Annotated in this window: 17 protein-coding genes; 4 read left to right on the forward strand and 13 right to left on the reverse strand. The window is 60.0% G+C overall.

Annotation, left to right across the window (positions count from 1 at the left end):
* Positions 1 to 51 precede the first annotated feature (51 nt).
* Genes NKG60_RS09425 through NKG60_RS09435 form a run of 3 tightly spaced genes read left to right on the forward strand, consistent with a single transcriptional unit; the run spans position 52 to position 2,787 of the window.
* Positions 52 to 912, forward strand: coding sequence for an ABC transporter permease (locus tag NKG60_RS09425; protein ID WP_502911915.1), 861 nt, complete (start codon positions 52 to 54; stop codon positions 910 to 912).
* A gap of 1 nt (position 913) precedes the next feature.
* On the forward strand, positions 914 to 1,714 hold the full coding sequence (locus NKG60_RS09430; RefSeq protein WP_352665006.1) for an ABC transporter permease: 801 nt from the start codon (positions 914 to 916) through the stop codon (positions 1,712 to 1,714).
* Entirely contained in the window at positions 1,711 to 2,787 is a 1,077-nt protein-coding gene (locus tag NKG60_RS09435; protein WP_352665008.1) for an ABC transporter ATP-binding protein, read from the forward strand. Before NKG60_RS09430 ends, NKG60_RS09435 begins: the two co-directional genes overlap by 4 nt.
* Positions 2,788 to 3,378: 591 nt before the next feature.
* On the opposite strand, the gene NKG60_RS09440 is transcribed toward NKG60_RS09435, so the two are convergent.
* From NKG60_RS09440 to NKG60_RS09455, 4 genes are all read right to left on the reverse strand, one after another.
* Complete coding sequence (locus tag NKG60_RS09440; protein WP_352665010.1) at positions 3,379 to 4,416, reverse strand: phosphatidylglycerol lysyltransferase domain-containing protein; 1,038 nt, start codon at positions 4,414 to 4,416, stop codon at positions 3,379 to 3,381.
* A 273-nt stretch (positions 4,417 to 4,689) separates the two neighbouring features.
* Positions 4,690 to 5,412, reverse strand: coding sequence for a glycosyltransferase (locus NKG60_RS09445; protein WP_352974876.1), 723 nt, complete (start codon positions 5,410 to 5,412; stop codon positions 4,690 to 4,692).
* Positions 5,413 to 5,501: 89 nt separating this feature from the next.
* A complete protein-coding gene (locus tag NKG60_RS09450; protein ID WP_352665014.1) occupies positions 5,502 to 6,293 on the reverse strand; it encodes a glycosyltransferase family 2 protein in 792 nt (263 codons plus the stop codon).
* A 113-nt stretch (positions 6,294 to 6,406) separates the two neighbouring features.
* The gene (locus NKG60_RS09455) at positions 6,407 to 7,570 is read right to left on the reverse strand and encodes a glycosyltransferase family 4 protein (RefSeq protein WP_352665016.1); all 1,164 of its coding nucleotides are present in this window, start codon (positions 7,568 to 7,570) and stop codon (positions 6,407 to 6,409) included.
* On the opposite strand from NKG60_RS09455, the gene NKG60_RS09460 reads away from it, so the two are divergent.
* Positions 7,538 to 8,752, forward strand: coding sequence for a glycosyltransferase family 2 protein (locus NKG60_RS09460; RefSeq protein WP_352665018.1), 1,215 nt, complete (start codon positions 7,538 to 7,540; stop codon positions 8,750 to 8,752). The genes NKG60_RS09455 and NKG60_RS09460 overlap by 33 nt on opposite strands.
* Before the next feature lie 30 nt (positions 8,753 to 8,782).
* Here NKG60_RS09460 and NKG60_RS09465 read toward each other — a convergent pair whose 3' ends face one another.
* The 9 genes from NKG60_RS09465 to NKG60_RS09505 all read right to left on the reverse strand — a co-directional run bounded on the left by NKG60_RS09465 (position 8,783) and on the right by NKG60_RS09505 (position 17,816).
* Complete coding sequence (locus NKG60_RS09465; RefSeq protein WP_352665020.1) at positions 8,783 to 9,478, reverse strand: sulfotransferase family protein; 696 nt, start codon at positions 9,476 to 9,478, stop codon at positions 8,783 to 8,785.
* Between the two features lie 14 nt (positions 9,479 to 9,492).
* Positions 9,493 to 10,272, reverse strand: a complete 780-nt coding sequence (locus NKG60_RS09470) for a sulfotransferase domain-containing protein (protein ID WP_352665022.1) — start codon at positions 10,270 to 10,272, stop codon at positions 9,493 to 9,495.
* Positions 10,273 to 10,574: 302 nt separating this feature from the next.
* Positions 10,575 to 11,753 carry a glycosyltransferase family 9 protein gene (locus NKG60_RS09475; protein ID WP_352665024.1) on the reverse strand — a complete coding sequence of 393 codons (1,179 nt, stop codon included), beginning with the start codon at positions 11,751 to 11,753 and terminating at the stop codon, positions 10,575 to 10,577.
* Positions 11,743 to 12,930, reverse strand: coding sequence for a glycosyltransferase family 9 protein (locus NKG60_RS09480; protein ID WP_352665027.1), 1,188 nt, complete (start codon positions 12,928 to 12,930; stop codon positions 11,743 to 11,745). Before NKG60_RS09480 ends, NKG60_RS09475 begins: the two co-directional genes overlap by 11 nt.
* A gap of 9 nt (positions 12,931 to 12,939) precedes the next feature.
* Positions 12,940 to 14,121: a glycosyltransferase family 9 protein gene (locus NKG60_RS09485; RefSeq protein WP_352868209.1), complete on the reverse strand. Its 1,182-nt coding sequence runs from the start codon at positions 14,119 to 14,121 to the stop codon at positions 12,940 to 12,942.
* Positions 14,122 to 14,127: 6 nt separating this feature from the next.
* On the reverse strand, positions 14,128 to 15,840 hold the full coding sequence (locus NKG60_RS09490; protein WP_352974879.1) for an ABC transporter ATP-binding protein: 1,713 nt from the start codon (positions 15,838 to 15,840) through the stop codon (positions 14,128 to 14,130).
* Positions 15,841 to 16,153: 313 nt separating this feature from the next.
* Positions 16,154 to 16,696 (reverse strand): class I SAM-dependent methyltransferase, encoded by a 543-nt coding sequence (locus NKG60_RS09495; protein WP_352665034.1) that lies wholly within the window; start codon positions 16,694 to 16,696, stop codon positions 16,154 to 16,156.
* A 425-nt stretch (positions 16,697 to 17,121) separates the two neighbouring features.
* Positions 17,122 to 17,376, reverse strand: coding sequence for a DUF6894 family protein (locus NKG60_RS32230; RefSeq protein WP_353046777.1), 255 nt, complete (start codon positions 17,374 to 17,376; stop codon positions 17,122 to 17,124).
* A 215-nt stretch (positions 17,377 to 17,591) separates the two neighbouring features.
* The gene (locus tag NKG60_RS09505) at positions 17,592 to 17,816 is read right to left on the reverse strand and encodes a hypothetical protein (protein WP_352868216.1); all 225 of its coding nucleotides are present in this window, start codon (positions 17,814 to 17,816) and stop codon (positions 17,592 to 17,594) included.
* Between the last annotated feature and the right edge of the window lie 35 nt (positions 17,817 to 17,851).

Here is a 17,851-nt window from a genome sequence, read left to right on the forward strand (position 1 = left end):
GCAATGGACGAGACGGTTCGTACCGTCTCGTCCCGTAGCCGGGTCGCTGTCATGTCGGTCGAAACACGCCGGAACTTTGGAACGGTGCGGGTGCCGGCAGGTCTCAATGGCCTGCTGCCGGCCCTGATTCTGATTATGCTGTTCTTCGTCGTCCCCGTGCTGGCGCTGCTTTTGCGCAGTGTCACGGAGCCCGAGCCAGGCTTGCAGAACTATGCTGCCCTGCTTGGTGACGGCACCTATGCGCGGGTGTTCTTCAACACATTCCTGGTCGCGGCGTTGGTCACCATCGTCACGGTCCTTGTCGCCTTTCCGGTCGCCTGGATGCTGGCGATCATGCCTTCGGGACTGGCCTCGATCATCTTCGGCATCATCATCCTGTCGATGTGGACGAACCTGCTCACCCGCACCTATGCCTGGATGGTGCTCCTGCAGCGTACCGGCGTCATCAACCGGACGCTGATGACCATCGGCGCCATCGACCAGCCGCTGCCGCTCATCAACAATCTCACCGGCGTCACCATCGGCATGGTCTATATCATGCTGCCCTTCATGATCCTGCCGCTGGTCGGCACGTTACGGGCGATCGATCCGATGACGCTGCGTGCGGCGTCGCTGTGCGGCGCAAGCCCTTTCCAAGCGTTCCGCCGCATCCTCCTGCCGCTGTCGCTGCCCGGTGTCGCCGCGGGTGGCCTGATGGTCTTCGTCATGTCGCTTGGCTACTTCGTCACGCCGGCACTGCTCGGCGGCACGTCGAACATGATGCTTGCCGAAATGATCGCGCAGATGGTCCAGTCGCTGCTTAACTGGGGGCTCGGCAGCGCCGCAGCCTTCATCCTGCTTGTCGTCACCATGGCTCTATACGCGCTGCAGGTGCGCCTTGTCGGTGCCGGGCGCATTAGCGGAGGCATCTGAGATGCTGCTCGACTATGACCGCATGGGTGGACTGCGGCTTGCCCTGCTCGGCTTCACCGCGCTGGTCGCCGGCTTTCTTCTGCTGCCAGTGGTCTTCATTGTCCTGCTCTCCTTTGGCTCGTCGCGCTGGCTGGCTTTTCCGCCGCCCGGCTGGACGCTCAAATGGTACCAGGAGCTTTTTGCCGATCCGGCCTGGCTCGACGCCGCGCTGACCAGCGCTCGGATCGCCACCATGACGGCGATCCTGGCAGTAGCGATCGGCCTGCTCGCCTCCTTTGCCCTGGTTCGCGAAAGGTTTGCCGGACGTGAGATCCTGCGCGGCCTGCTGCTGACGCCGATGGTGCTGCCCGTCGTTGTCTTCGCCATCGCAATCTACGCCTTCTTCCTTCGCCTCGGCCTCGGCGGTACCACCACCGGCTTCGTCATCGCCCACACCGTGTTGGCGCTGCCCTTCGCCATCATACCGATCGCCGCGGCGCTCGAAGGGTTCGACAAGTCGATCGAGGACGCGGCAATCGTCTGCGGGGCAAGCCCGCTCGAGGCCAGGCTCAGGATCACCTTGCCGTCGATCCGGATCGGCATCTTCTCCGCCGCGATCTTTTCCTTCCTCGCGTCGTGGGACGAAGTCGTGGTTGCGATCTTTATGGCCAGCCCCAGCTTGCAAACCTTGCCCGTCAAGATCTGGAGCAGTCTGCGGTCGGACCTCAGTCCGGTGATCGCAGCCGCCTCAAGCCTGCTTGTCGGGCTGACGCTTGCCCTGATGGTGGTGACGGCGCTGCTGCAGCGAAAGTTCCGGACATGACCCACCCTTTCCTCTCCATCCGCAATCTGCGCAAGGCGTTCGGGGCGATTGTCGCCGTGCACGATGTCACGCTGGACATACCCAAGGGTGAGTTCCTGACCTTTCTTGGGCCCTCCGGCTCGGGAAAATCGACGACGCTCTACGCGATCGCCGGCTTTCAGGACCCGACTTCCGGCGATGTCTTGCTGGAAGGAAGATCACTGCTTGCAGTGCCCTCGCACAAGCGCAACATCGGCATGGTCTTCCAGCGCTACACCCTGTTTCCGCATCTGACGGTGGCCGAAAACGTCGCTTTTCCGCTGCGGGTTCGCCGCCGGCCGGACGCCGAGGTGAAGAAAAAGGTCGCCGACATGCTGGGCCTGGTGCGGCTCGAAAGCTTCGCCGGGCGCTTACCCGGCGCGCTGTCGGGCGGCCAGCAGCAGCGCGTCGCGCTGGCCCGGGCGCTGGCCTACGATCCGCCGATCCTTTTGATGGACGAGCCATTGTCGGCGCTCGACAAGAAGCTGCGCGAGGAAATCCAGGGCGAAATCCGCCGCATTCATCGCCAGACCGGCGTCACCATCCTCTATGTCACCCACGATCAGGAAGAGGCGCTGCATCTGTCGGACCGGATCGCCCTGTTCAAGGATGGCCGCATTGAGCAGACCGGCACCGGCGAGGATCTCTATCTCAGGCCAGCGACCGACTTCGTCGCCGGCTTCATCGGCAATTCAAATTTCCTCGCCGCCGAACATCTCGACACCACCAACGGCACGACAACGATCCGCATGACAGACGGTTCGGTCATATCCGGAGTGAGGTCCAACGGCACGTTCGGCAAAGGCCAGAAGAGCAGGCTGATGATCCGGCCCGAAGCCTTTAGCATGGAGCGGAGCCCGGCGAGCGCTGAACTGAATGTCGAGATCGTCGATATCGCATTTTACGGCGAGCGCCGGCGGATTGTCGCGCGCACCGCCGCTGGACAGGAGGTTGACATCAGGCCGACCTCCGCCGCCATGCAATCGCAGGGTGTGTCGCCCTGCAGCCGGCAGGTCTTTTTCGATCCGGCGGCGGCGTTCCTGTTTCAGGCTTGACTAAGCCGCGGTGGATCGCCGCCATCCAACGCTTCGCAGCGATGGAGGCGTGCGTAGGATAAGTTGTGGTTCGGTCCATCATCAACTGCGGTCGGCAAGCGCGTAACGTGGTCGACGCTACCGGCGGCTGATTGGATGGCGGGGGCAGCTCCTCTGTCCATTGACAGTCGTGATGCTCGGTTGGAAGATGAAGAAGGTCAGTGGCGATAGCCATACGGGAAGGCAATGGTCCAACCGCCAGATACCGGACACCATCCTGGCAGCGTCGTCGCGGTCATCGTCATTTGTTTGGTCATCGTTGCTTTGTTCTTCATAGGCTTCAGATACTCAAGGCCGGGTCAGGGTACTCTCGTTATTCCTGGCGGTGCGCAGCAGCAATAGTGAATCCGCTCGCTGGCGCGCTGATGCGGAGCCGGTGTCGGGCTGCCAAAGTGCTCCGGCGGACTGGGGGACGCCGCAGGGTGCTCCGGCGTTCGCAGCCGGTCTTTTAGTATCCCGCCGCGGCATTCCTTTCCCACCTAAACGACCAAGCCTGGCCGCTGTGAGGTCGACCATACTGGGAGACGACGAGCCCTCATCCTCCACCAAGCACTAGACGGCCCTGATCAGCCGGAGCAGAGAAAGCGCTTCGAAAAAGCTCCCCTTGCGAAAGGCGAGATAGGTCGGCTCTTCGACACCATGGAACCGGCGCTTGAAGGCCGCTTGCCCCTGCAGGTTGAAGCGGGTGCGATTGACCCAGGGCGAGTCATAGGCACGCTGGAAGGCGTGCCGCCAGAAATCGCTTTCGGCAAAACCGCTAGGTCCGATTTCGACAAGCGGCGACAGGCCCAGGGTGACGACGGAAACACCTTCGTTGCGAAAGCGGTCGACCGCGAACTTGGTCAGGCCGATCTCGGCATGCGCCGAGGCATCGATGTGCTTGCGCTTGAACGAGGTGGTGTAGCCGATGATCTTACCGTCGCTGAACAGCGGATCGAAATCCAGCAAGGCCACGAGTTCCCCATCCGGACCGTGCAGGACGAAACGGCGCATATCGACGCCAAGGTGATCGGCAAAGGGCCTGTTGAGAAATCTCATCTCCCAGCGCTTGACGATGCGGTCGGCCCGCCAATTCTGGGAGAGCCTGGCAATCTCGTCGAGGAAGATAGTCCCGTTGTCCTCTGCGAAAGAAAACCCCTTCCTCAAGAGCCAGCGTTCGGAATAGCGCACTGTCTCGTTGCGCTTTCCGGAAAAGTCGTGTCCAGGCAGGACAAGCCTGGTGTCGACGCCGAGGCGGTTGACCTGATAGCCAAGCCCGGCAAGCACGCGCGCCGTCTGTTCGCCGATCTGCACGAACCACGGGCTGCCGGCAACCTCGATGAAACGTTTGATGTAGTCGCGCCGATCGGCCGGGGCAGCCACTGGATCACCGAGCGCGAAATGATGTCGCGTTTTGCTGCCGTAAGCGATGTAGCCCCGGGCATCGCCGAAGTAGTGAAGCCCCTTCTGCACAGCGGTCGAATAGGCAAGGGAAAAATCACCATGGCGACGGACCAGCGCCAGGCGCTCGACATGGTTCAGCTGCAGCCGCGGTACTTTGGGCCCGCGGTTCTCCAGGAAACGATCGAGGCGTCTTCGCAGTGACGGCATGGTCGACTTTCGCGTGCCGGCTAGGCCGATGAAAGAGCTGACGGACCCCAAACCAATCATATTGCCGCGAGCTGATCCTTACCTGGGTGCGGCATGCTTACCCTGCCGAAACTGCCAGATTCCTAGGCGAAATCAGCCCCCATCCCGCCCCACGGCCGCACCATGCATTGTTGTCGACGCCCAGCGCCTGACGGCTGGTTGCTGCGCCCTTGGCGACACGAAAATCAATGCCACTTTCGCAAGCGCCCAGGTCACCCGCCAAACACGATGTTCTTATCGAACTGCGCTCTGAGAAGATGCCGCTTGATCGGAAGCCAGGAACTCGTCGCGTTCTGCTATCCACAAGTCGGCGTAGTCGACATTCTGCCACTCGGCAAACCACGGGCCGCCGCTCGTATAGTGGACCGCCTTGGGTGTGCCGACCGCAGGCTTTTCATTCCAGCCTTCGAGCCAATTCCACTCTACCGGCAATGAGCCCAAATCTTTGTCGGCAACCCACTGCATTCGGTGAAGATAGGCGCCACTTTCCTGATTCACGACGTCTGTCGTGAGCGATCTGACTGAAGGATGCGCGCAATTGAACAGCATCAGCGACGACCAGTTTTTCCGAGGATAGGACGTCTGGACCACGCCATCCATCTTGGTTGTGGCCTTCGGCGTATAGTCATGCTGGACGCAATAGACCGCCTTGTCCGAGTCCGTATATTTCAGCAGGCCTGCGACGTCACCAAGCCACAGGAAATCGCAATCGCAAAACAGGGCCCAACCCGTGTAGTCGGCGAGAAAGGGCGTGAGGAAGCGCGTGTAGGTGAACTCCGTTGAGGCGAGCGGATCTTTTTCCCGCCAATACAGCCCGCGGGCACGCATCTCGTCCTGTTTGATCGGAATGACGGAGACAGGCGCCGACGCATGTTTGAGCAGCGAGTGTCGCGCGACGTCGCACGCGATCGGCTCGCGGCTGTCCCATCCGATAAATACCCTAAACGCATCAGTCATATTCACTACCCTGGCTTTCGATTTTAACGGTCGTACACTAACTAGTTGGCGATGGCTCGGCAACAATTGCGGTCAACCAAGCCGGTTTGTCACAGATTTGTCCTGGCCTCAGCCTTGCTTTTTTGGTGGCCCTGGCCTCGCATTCCCACTGCGACACGCGCCCATTTCTGATAGGTGTAGCTGGCCGAATACGCGGCCACCATTGCACCAATGGAACCGTCCAGAAATCCCAGCCGGAAAACATAGCTGCGCACATAGGCCCAGACGGAGCGTAAGACCGCCTTGCCTATCGAGCTTTTTTTGCCCTCGGCAAGCAGTTGCGCGGCGGACGCTTCTGCGTACCGGCCGATCTTGTCGTGGGCATCTGCCAAGTCGGTGATGGAATCGTGCTCGATCGGCTGGGATAATCGGCTGACCTTCCCGTTCACCAATACCTTCTCGTGCACGGTGTCGTCGCTGAAGCGCCCGGAGCGGCGACGGAAGAGCCTGAGCACCAGATCGGGCGACCAGCCGCTATGGCGGACAATGTGACCGCAAAAGCGCGATCTTCTCGGTATTTCGAAGCCGTCATAGGCTTTTGCGTCGGCGATTGCGGCCCTTATTTCCGCGCCGAGCGGCGCCTCCACCCACTCATCTGCATCCAGCGAGAGGATCCAATCCCCCGTTGCCGCGGCCAGCGCACGGTTTTTTTGCGCGCCGAAACCGGGCCAATCAACGGTCATCAGAACCTTGGCCCCCAGAGCACCGGCAATCTCCCTGGTTCTGTCGCTGCTGTTGTTGTCGAGAACGACGATCTCATCGGCAAAATGGACCGACCGAAGGCATTGCGCGATGGACGCCTCCTCGTTGCGGGTGATGATAATGACCGAGAGCGCCGGCACGGTCAGAATGTTCCGGCATCAAAGCTGCCACTGTCATTCGAATGCATCTGCAGCATCGGCTCCCGGCCTGTTGGCACACTGACGGTACTAACCCAATTCAACAAAGTCGAAAATCATTTCAGATCAAGGCTTTCATACAGCGCCATCATTCGCTTGATCATGACATTGAAATCATAGTGTTCGGCCGCCGCCCTCACCCGGGCTGCGGTTTCAGGTCGTGACGACAACTGCAGCGCGTGCGCGAGCGCTGCTGCGAGGTCGCTTTCGCTGGCCGCGTCGCAAACGAGCGTCGGCTCGAACCGCTCGACAAGCTCGCGCGCTCCGCAGCCGGTGCTTACCACAGCGGGCAAGCCGCTGGCCATGGCTTCGATGACCACTGTGCCGAAAGGATCATAGATGGAAGGCAGCACTGCAATATCGGCCGCGCCGTACCACGGCAGCATGTCTTTCTGCGGCCCCAGCATCTTGAGCCGTGCGCCGAGACCGAGCCTGTCACCGGCCTGCCTGAAGGCGTTGGCGCGCGAATCATGGCCGATGACCCACAATTCAGGCTCGTCATCGAGCCTGGCGACCGCCTTCATCAGTGCGAGCAGCCCCTTTCGCGCAAAGCCCGAGCCGACAAACAGGACGACCGGCCTGTTTGCGTCGACGTCAAGGCGCGCGCGGATTGTCGCCCGATGCAATTGGCGCAGCTGCGGTTTGAAGCGGTCGAGATCCACCCCGTTGGGAATATGGTGCACATTTTCCGCCGGATAATCGTAGTGACGGACAATGTCCTCTGCCACCATTTTCGAAATGGCAATGACAGCTTTGAGCCGCGAACTGGCATAGGTTGCGCGCTCGAGGCGCAGCGTCTGGCGGTGAAAGGGGCTCAGCGCCATTGCCGCCCTGCCAAGCCGCGTCTCGAAACGCCGCCGCTCGGCAAGATAGGCGGCATGAACGCCCTCCCCGGCCCGGAAGACATCGCAGCACGGCAGGCGATCGTTGCTCTGCACCAGAGCCGGCGGCATCTCGGCGATCTTGCGGCAGGCGGCTTGAGCAAAGGACGTCGCCCGCAGCGAACGCGGAAACCGGCGGCCGGCACAATGGATGAATTCTATGCCGTCGTTTCGCGGCCATTCGCCGGAGAGCACGGCCACCGGCCGCTGACGCGCGGCAAATGCGGCCATGATGTTTTCCAGCATGATCTCGCCGCCACCAAAAGGCGCATAACGCTGGCGCACGAACAGGATCGGCCTGTCGAATTGAATTTCGGTGCCACGAATGCCGGCGTACATGGGGTCTGGGCTCCGGCCTGTTGCCATCCGACGATGTCTATAGAGGCCAGCGCGCATCGGCAACACTTGGAAAGCTCACCCGCCGGAACTCCGCAACTGCTTGCGATTTGCCTAACGGTGCTGCATGTAGAAATTAACTGCAAACAGCGGATCAGCGCCAGCTCCAGCCGGGCGGTGACCGCCATGAGGGGAATCGACGGCTTGAGCAAAGCAACCTGGCCTGCCATTGTCCGCCGGACGATTACCGACACCGCCATATATCGGCTGAGACACACCTTCGGAAGACGGGCAGAAGTGTCATCGCTGCGGCCGATAACGCCCCTTAAAGCGAATGACTTGCCTTTGATCCTCGTCATCCGCAACGAGGCGGACAGGCTACGCCCGTTCCTGAAGCACTATCGCGAACTCGGCGTCACCAGATTCGCCGTCCTCGATGATCGCTCGACCGACGGCACAGCTGAGCTTCTGGCCGAGCAGCCAGACGTCGATCTGTTCAGCTCGCCGATCACCTATTCGCAGTCGGACCTGGGAAACCTTTGGCGGCAGCGTATTGTGCAGATTTATGGTCAGCCTCGCTGGTATCTGACCGTGGATGCGGACGAATATCTTGTCTATGACGGCATGGATCAGCATCCGCTCGGTGCGATGGCCGACTGGCTCAAGCGGCGCGGAATGACACGCCTGCTGGCGCCGATGATCGACATGTATCCGAGCGGAAACATCTGGGACGTACCCTTCGATCCCATCGTGCCGCCATGGCAAGTTGCGGACCATTTCGACGGCAGCGGCTACGAGGTGACGAGGAGCCCCCGGCATCTCAAGATCACAGGCGGCCCGAGAACCCGGCTTTTCGCCAGGCAGCACAAGTTGACCAAGTTCCCTCTGATATATGTTGATCGCCAGACGATTTTTACGTCGATTCACTCACCGCTGCCCTACTGGCGAAACTATATAAAGGGATTGGCCGGCCTGCTTCATTTCAAGTTCTTCGCCGATTTCAACGATAAGGCGCAGGTCGCGGTGGCGGAAGGTCAGTATTGGAACGGCGCTTCCAAATATCGCCAGTATCATGAGGTATCGAGCGGTAAAGCCGCTCTCAGCGCGATGAGCGAACAGTCAATGCTGTACGAAGGAGCTCACAGCCTGTTCAAAACGGGTTTGATCGACAAGATTGATTGGTAGACGGCATTTCCAGCAGATGCCGAACCGGCATCATGCATAACCGAATGCTTTCATAAGCTGGGCACCTCGTCCTTGTACCAGGTCCTGTAACTCGGCGTTTCCAAGTTCGGAGCGCCATCTCCCGCTTCCGTCGTAGATCGGCTGATTGACCTGCTGGTTCCGGAGCACCTCATGTTGCGTCTCGACGCTGGCGTCGGTCGGCTTGAACCATTGCTGCGGGTTCTTGTGGTAGTCGAGGAGATCCGGGCTGAAGCTTACATCGAGAAAGCCGCATATCTGCTCGACGACTTTGGCCGGATTCTCGACCAGGTCCTCATAGCGATAGATCAGCACATCCGGCTTTCCCTGTTCCGCAAGCACCAGCGCATTGTCGTTGATCCAGCGGTCGAGAGCCTCCTTTGGGTCGCCAAGTCGTTTGATCAGGGACGCTACCACGTCGCGCCCATCTCGCACCGGCATGACGAAACGCGCGCCGGGCACGAGCCGGCGAATGCGGGCGACACGGCGGATATGCCGCGGTGTCTTTTCAAGCAGCACGTTCTTTCCAGCATCGAGCGCCGCCCGCTTCAGTTTCCAGAAGCGGAACATGGCCAGTGGCGTCCACTTGAAGAAAATGTTGGTTTCCTGGAGCGGCAAGTAGACGTCGGGATGCGACGCAAGGATCGTCGCCATCAACGTCGTCCCGCTATGGCCGCAGCCGCAAATGAATCCGGTCCGCATCACCATGTCGGCAATGCTCCCTAACCCAAGGCGATCCGGGCGCCGTTATCGACGCGAGAGTAGCACAAGCCGTTCGTGCTAAAGACCTTGTCCAGCTTCTCCCAATATTCGAACTTAGCCAACTGCTCGTCACAATAGGCCACGTCGTCGTCGGAAAGATATTCGCCGTAACCGCCTATCTTGCCCTTGCGCACCTTGAAGCTTTCGGGATCATTCGCATCGCGCGGCTGTAATATCTTGCCGTATCGATCGGACAGATCACCGGTCGATTCACTCACTTTCATCTTGTCGAACGTTCGGTTGTTCGCCACCTCGACAAGCGTCCGATCGTCAGCCTGCTGGTTCAGGAATCCAAGGATCGCGCGAAGGACACCAGCCGTATCCCGATGCATATCTTCATATTGAAGATACCGGATTTCGCGCATCCGGGGCATGGCCGCGAACCATTGCAGATTAAATCTGATGATCTTTTCAATCCCATGATTGTCGCTTCTGATAAAATCGCTGAACGATCCCGCTGGAAGCATGTGGCGCTTCTGAACCTGAAAGTACCCTGAGACCACCGTATCTCTTGGGTCGCGAACAAGCATTATTGTTCTTCTTTTCTTGTATCGAGATTTATTCTCCTTGAGGCTCGATTTCGGTCGAAGTAACTTGTGGTCGGTTCCGTCGTGAATGTATTGAACTTCAACGCCGAGATCGTCCAGCATGACACGCAGCCAGGTGCGCCCTGATTTTGGAAAGGATACGATAAGAGGAAGAGGCGGCGCTTTGGCCTGGAAAAATTTTAGAAAGGACATGGGAGAGACCTCCTTTAGATTATCAGAGCTGGCGCCCGAACCGCTGCCGGCCAGACGAACCCAATTACTGGGCGCCTAAGCCTACGGCTGATTCGAACACAAGGCAGAAATGCCAGCAAGAATTGCGATCCTCTGCGGGGCGAATTGGGCCTTTACTATATCCCGGTTCGGAATGCCTTATGTTTTTTGGCCTGTTGCGACGACTGTTCGACACGGGCGCTCCATTCCGCGGTCCGTCGGCCGAACCCCTTAATGCGCATCGCGTCGAAGCCTATTCAGTGACGCGCTTTGGACGACACGCATTAGCCACTCACTTTTGTGACCCATGGCGCCAGAATGGACTCGGCCTCGTCCATCACCACGGACCAGGGGCGTTCCCGTTTCGAGACCAGCACGGCCGATGGATAGTAGGGCGTGCGGTCGCCCTCGACCGGCCAGGAGCGCTTGAAGCCGTCGCCCAGAATGAAAACCGAGGGGATGCCGAGCGCACCAGCCAGATGCGCTCCGGTATTGCTGATGGTCACCACGGCGTCCATCGCGGCAACCTGCGCGGCGAAAAGGTCCATGTCGACGAGCTGATCGACCGATCTGTCATGAAGAATGCGCTCCGGCTCACCGTCGGTCAGGATCTTCAGATCGGTCTCGATCTGGCCGTACTGCAGCGAGACGAACCGGAGGTCCGGGCGGCCGATCAGGTTTCGCCAGGCGGCAAGCGGCGGCAGGTCTTTGCCGGGATTGGAGCTGCCCCATGCGATACCGACCAACGGCCGTCCTTCCTTCCGGTAGCGGGCGCGAAGTTCAGCGACCCGGGCCGGATCCGGCTTCAGGGGCACGAAATGCTCGCGGATCGTCGCCTCGTCGGTTTCGAAAACGGCAGTCAGATGCTGGACGCCGGCGAACGCCTGCGCCTCGGCATAGGCGGCCTTGCCGCCAGCGCCGACCGGCCGCACATCGGCGGTCGGAAAAGTGCGCTGGAAGAGCGGTACCAGGCGGCGCTCGACCAGGACGATCGAGCGGGCGGTGCGCCCCAGGGCACAGCCGACGGAACTCGCATGATGGATCGCGGTGGCCAGCCCCTGCTTTTCGGTTTCCATCAGATCGATCAGCAGTGTCTGGCCAGAAATATCCTGGCCCAGCCACTCGCCATCGACGCGGCCGTTGACGATGTGGCGTCGTGCGATCCTGAGTTCGGCGGCTGCGCCATAGGCGCCCATCCGCATCAGCGCCTTGCTGAGCTCGTCGATCAGGTGGACTTCGCCCCTCGACTTCGCAATGGATCCAAGAGCCAGGGCTTTCGGCAGTGCCGCCGGCCAATCGCGGGACTCGACGCTTCGCCGATAATCCGCCATCTGATCGGCAATGTCGCCGTCGCGCCAGCGCAGGAAGAGCTGCCGGCGGTGACGTCGGAACCAGACCTTGTACTTGTAGCCTGCAAGCGCGACAGCGCGGCGCAACCGGCCGAGAAGTAGGCTACCTTCCATCGCCAGCTCCGCTGATGATTTGCATGACCCGTCCGCTTGCTTCCTGTACTGCCGACGCCCAGGCTCGGCCGCCTTTTCGGACCAGTCGAACGCTCGGATATGCAGCGACGGTCTCGCCGAAGGCAGGCCAGGACAGTCGAAACCCGTCGTCGAGCATGACAATCGTCGGCACGCCGAGCGCTCCGGCCAGGTTGGCGCCGGTATTGCTGATCGTCACCACCGCGTCGAGCGCCGCGATTTGGGCGGCAAAGCGGTCCATGTCCGTCAACTGGTCGACGGAAGCGTCATGGATGATGCGCCCCGGCGCGTGGCGCTCGAACTCGGAGAGGGCCGGCCCGACATCGCCATATTGCAGACTGACGAGGCGCCCCGGCAGGCTGGCGAACAGCGTCTGCCAATCGTCGAGAGCCGGCAGATCCTTGCTCTTGTTGAGGCTTCCCCAGGCAAATCCGATCAGGGGACCTGGGCCGCCATCGAGATAGGTGCCGCGCAGTTCGGCAACCAGTCGGCGGTCCGGCTCCAGCGGAACGAAGGGCGCGCGTGCCGCCGGGTCGTCCGGCCAGAAATGCTTTGCCAGTGTCTCGAAACCGGCAACGACATCGGCGTCCACCGCCGCCATGTCCTCTGCCCCTTCAATCCTGACATCGAGCGCAGGATATGTTCTGCGATAAAGCGGCACCAGTCGCGGCTCGACGAAGACGATGCATCGACCGGCAGCCGCGGCCACTGGACCAAGCAAAGACGCAAACTGGAAAAAGATCGCCAGGTCGCCTTCGCGACGATCGACGAGAAGCGTGCGACCCGCAAGATCACTGCCATCCCAATCGGGCCTGCCGCGCAGCTGCTTGCTCGCCGCCATCAACTGCCAGACGCGATTTCCTCCGTCGAGACGCCTCAGTCCACGCCCCGCTTTCTTGATCAGGCCGAGATCGCCAAGCTGCTCACCAAGCACGCCAAGCGCCAGTGCATGGTCGCGAGCAGTTTGCCAGTCACCACGCTGCACACTTTCCTCCATCAGCCTCATGTGCCTTTCGGCACTTTCGTCGCCGTGGCGCGAGGGACGTCTAAGAAGTTCCTTTGCCCGCTCGAGAACCTTCTGCAGCCGCTTGCCGACGGCGCCCTGCGGGCGCAGATCGGCGGTTTTTGCCTTCTGAAGGATGGTTCGTCTGTTCTGCACGGCGATGTTCTATCGTCCCCGGGGAGTGTCGGAAAGCGTCGTCAGGATCAACGAGAGCCGCCGGCCGGCCTCGTCGAGCACCAGCGACCAAGGGCGCCCCTCCTTGCGAATGACAATGCCCTTCGGATACCAGGGTGTCCGGTCGCCGGTCACTGGCCATGCCGTCTGAAAATTATCGTCGATGAGGAAAACAGTCGGCACGCCAAGGGCTCCGGCAAGATGGGCCGCCGTATTGCTGATGGTCACGACAGCATCGAGTGCGGCGACCTGTGCGGCGAAACGGTCCATGTCGACCATCTGGTCGACGCTATCGTCAAAGATAAGACGTCCGTCGTTGCCCTTGCGAAGGCGCCGCAACGCCGGCTTGATCTGTCCGTACTGGAGCGAAACGAATGTCGCTTGTGTCTGGGCGATGAACCGTGCCCATTCAGGAAAATCAGGCACGTCCTTGGTGTGGGATTTGCTGCCCCAGGAGAGACCGACCAACGGCAGATCCGTCATCGAGCGATAGCGCTTGCGGAATGTCTCGACGAGTTCAGGATCTGCCCGCAGCGGCACGAAGTCGGCAGCAAGTTTTTCGGCATCGCGTCCGAAAACCCAGGCGAGATCTTCGAAAGTCGCACGTTTGTTGCCGACCACATCCTGCTGCGCCGGGACCACGGTCGCCTTCGGGAACGTTCGTTGCACAATTGATACCAGGCGCGGCTCGACCCGAATTGTTGCGCTTTGCGAATAGGAAGCGGCAGCGCCGGCCAGTCGCGCGTGGCGGATAATCCGGCCAAGGCTGCGCGGGTCATCCTCCACAAGATCGATCAGCAGTGTATCCGATCCGAGATTCTCGCCGGTCCATTCGTTGGCGCTTTTCCCTTTCCGCAGCCGGCGCGCGGAAAGCCGAAGCTCAGCTGCCCGCGCAAAGTTGCCAAGCCGTTCGAACGCCTGGCCCGCCTTCTGCATCAGCTCCGGGTCGCGATTGTGATCGGCCGTGACAGCCATCTCATTGCTACCGGCTTCAAGGCCTTTCCAGTCCCTGCGCACGATCAACGCCTCAACCTTGGCCTGCAGCTCAAGAATGGAACGCGGCTGCCTGGGACCGGAAAACAACCTGCGCACCGCCTTTTTGTACCGGCGCACCTGGAGGCCCAGTCCACCAATCACATACCGGACATAGGAACCGTGATAAAAGCTGGTCATCGGCCTTCAGCGCAATACGCTCTGCCGCAGCTTTTTGCCGCTTTCGGCCATCGGATCGGGCGTCTCCAGGTGGAATATCGAACGATATATCTCGCTGTGCTTGGCAAGCTGGTCATGCGTTCCACCATCGACAAGCTGTCCGGCGTCAAACACGAGAATACGATCGGCCGCCTTGATCGTAGACAGCCTGTGCGCAATGCAGATCACCGTGCGCTGAAATGTGTTGTCGAAGGCTGCCTCCATAACCGCCCGTTCGTTTTCACCGTCAAGCGCCGATGTCGCTTCGTCATAGACGATTACCGCAGCATTCTTGAGCAAGGCGCGTGCGATGGCGACGCGTTGTTTCTGCCCGCCCGACAGATTGGTGCCGCTCGGCCCGACAAGCGTGTCGAGCCCGTTTTCGAGCGCCGATGCAAAGCTGGTGACCCGGGCGAGGTTCGCAGCGGACTCGATTTCCTGATCCGTGGCGTTCGGGCGGCCGTCGCGAATGTTGTCGCGGATCGAGCCTTCGAACAGGAAGACGTCCTGTGACACAAGTGCGATATTGTCGCGAACGTCGGCCAGGCTGATCTTCGAAATGTCCTTTCCGTCGATCAGGATCCTGCCCTTGTCAGGCTCCATCAGGCGCAGGATCAGATTGACGATGGTGGTCTTGCCGGCGCCGGAGCGGCCGACGATCGCCAGCTTCTCACGAGGTCGCACGTCGAAGGAAACACCCTCCAGTGCCGGGCTGTTGCCGTCATAGGAGAAGGCTACATCTTCAAAGCGGATACCACCATCGATGTCGGTCAGGCGCTCGCCCGCGATTGCGAGTCGCCGCTGCTCGGGCGTGTCGATCAAATCATACATCTGCTCGACGGCGACCATTTGCTTCTGGATGTCGACATTGACCCGGGCCAACCGCTTGGCAGGTTCATAGGCAAGCAGGAACGCGGTAATGAAGGCCATGAATTCGCCGGGCGTCTTGCCGTTGTCGAGGGTCTGCCAGCTGGCGTACATAACGAAAAGCCCGATGATCACGCCGCCGCCGGTCTCCATCAATGGGCTCATCAATGCTGACGTCCGGTTGATCTGGATGCCACGTCTTTCCATCTTGCGGACGGCCTTTGCAAAGCTGGCAACCGCCTTGTCCTCGAGCTGGAAGGACTTGATGGTGCGGATGCCTTCGACGGCTTCCGTGCCGATCGACTGGACCTGCGCGGCCAATTCCGTCTCGCCCCTCGCCAGCGCCTTGAGCTTCCTGGTTATCGCGCCGACTGACAGGAACAGCATCGGCAGAACCGCCACGGATATCAGCGACATCACCGGGTCCTGCTTGACCATGACGCTGGCCAAGGCAATCAGGGTCAGCAGATCAGAGACGGCGCTGCTCGTGAGGGTGAGAATAACGGTCGCCCCGGCGCGCGCGTTGAACATGATTTTGGAGATGAATTTTGCCGGATGCTGGTTCGCGAAACGGCTGATGTCGAAACGCACCATTCGAGAAAATTGACGGTTTTGCAGGTCCGAAACGATAGCCCGGCGAATCTTTCCCGTCGTGACGGTCTGGCAGTAGGCAGCTATGCCCTTGACCAGGAAAATGCCGATGATGACGACGCTGATACCCGATACAGCGGCAGCGTCTCGCTCGACATAGATGGTGTTGATCATGACTTTCATGATCCAGGCCGTCGCGCCGACCGCGGCAGCAGCAGCGATCGAGCACAGCAAACCTGTCACATACAGTATCTTGTGCGGCGGCAGATTTTCGCCAATCAGACGCTTGATCAGCGGATATGCTGGGGCCGTTGACACTCGTTTCTTTGCAATCATCTCGTCGCCGCCCGTTGCGATCCCGTCCGGTCTTCGTGTTGTCTTGAAGCACGAGACGGTTTCGATCACCTGTCTGTGGCTTCGTTCCCGACCGCAGTCAATGCCGAACCGGATCCTTGCACGTCATCGGCCCCATGACCGTCGGTTCCTCGCATGCGAGCATGGCGGACCCCAGCCACGCGGCTCTTGCGCCATTCGTCGTCGGCCGCGCTATGCCTGGTCAGTGTTTCACGAGGACCATGAGATGGCTTCCAAGAGGCGATGTGTGATTGCTTTTAATTGAAAAGCCCACATCCGAAAGCACCGCGATCATCTCCTTATCCTTGCCAGGAGGGACGCGGGCAACGATCGTTTGAGCACGCCTGGCGATATCGCACAGCACGCTTCGCGCCTTGTCCGCGCCGAGGCTCCACTGCATGTGATGGTAGACCGCCAGCAGCATGACGATGTCGTACTGCGGTTGGAGAACATTTTGCAGCTTCCGGCTGCCAAGATCGAGACAATCGAACCGGCTTTGGACTGGACAACCCAGGAAGATCATCCTGGCCGTCTCGATATGCGGCTTGAGAATGTCGATCCCATGGATCGAACTCGGTCCTAGCTTGGATATCTCATAGGCGACAACACCCATGTTGCAGCCAACATCGAGAATGGATTTCCTGGCGTAGTCGACCTCTGCTGAGAACAGCCCGTCCAGTCGGTCATCCCACGTTCCCTTGAATCTCTTTTGCTTATTTGACCACCACAAATCATTGTTCTCCAAAAACGACGCCGCACTGGTTCCTCTACGGAGGAGGACTGTGCGCCGGGCCTAGCCCGGTCCAGTTGCTGGCGCGCAAACGACACTGTCCAGAGCGTCCTGTAAACGTAACCGCGGGAGAAAGGAACTCCTGATCACAGCATCCTGCGAAGACGTTTCGGGAAGTTGACGAACACCCGGCCCGACAAATCGACACATCGGTTGGAAATCGCAATGTCGCTTGGCGCCCCTTACCGGCGCCTGCCCTCGAATTCCTGAAACGCACGCCTTTTAGGCAAGGCAAGCCATGTTTGTTCTTGCTTTGTGCCGGCAGCTATGCTACTAATTTGGCTATGGTGCTGATTTGCACCAACGACCGTCTTGCCGCGACATGCGGTTTTTTAGCCAGGCTCGATCAAAGCTCGCCCGCATTGCAGGGCTTTTGGCCATCACGGTCGAGTGCCAGCCTTTTCGGCAGCTTCCGAGAAGGGAAATCGGAAAAGCAGCTGCCGGTTCTCGTCGCAGATTTCGAAGGAAAGACCTGTCAGGACCGGGCTGCCGCTGAGCAGGCCCTCGGCCAGGATTTCCTTGGCCGAAGCCATGGCGTTATCCTGAGCCGCGGACAAACCGTCCAACTCCTGACCCTCGAAATCTTCCGTCAAGCGGCCCTCATTGTTTCGGAAATGGAAAAAATATCTCGGCATGGCTGCTCCGGTTGGTCGGTTTGTCTAATGCATGTCGCGCAAAAATGTGCAGCGGTTCTGCGATAACAACATGTATCAAAACAAGAACCTGAAGCACATCGCATGAGGCCGATCGACGCGACGCGCCGTAGTCGCAAGCGCCTCAGGAGCAGCCTCGAATTCGTACACGACAGCACCGCGCGATTTTGGCGTTGGGATTCATGGCGTTTAGGCTTTCATGCGTCAGGTCGATCGAACAGCACCCCCAGCCCATGTTCGAACGCACATGCCGCAATCATTTCGTCAAGGGCTTTTCGCGAGACCGGGCAATTCGGCATGACAGCCCTGATCGCGATCTCAGCCGCTGCGGTAGAAACCACATCGTGGCGCCTCTTCCTGGTCTCCATATATCGCTCGATCAGGATTTTCAGGCGCCGCGCTGCAATCTCGTCAACGACCATCGTTCTCCCTCGATTCGGCACAATGTCCGTCTTCC

It is taken from the genome of Mesorhizobium sp. M1428, assembly GCF_040317515.1.
In the GTDB taxonomy this organism is placed as follows: domain Bacteria; phylum Pseudomonadota; class Alphaproteobacteria; order Rhizobiales; family Rhizobiaceae; genus Mesorhizobium.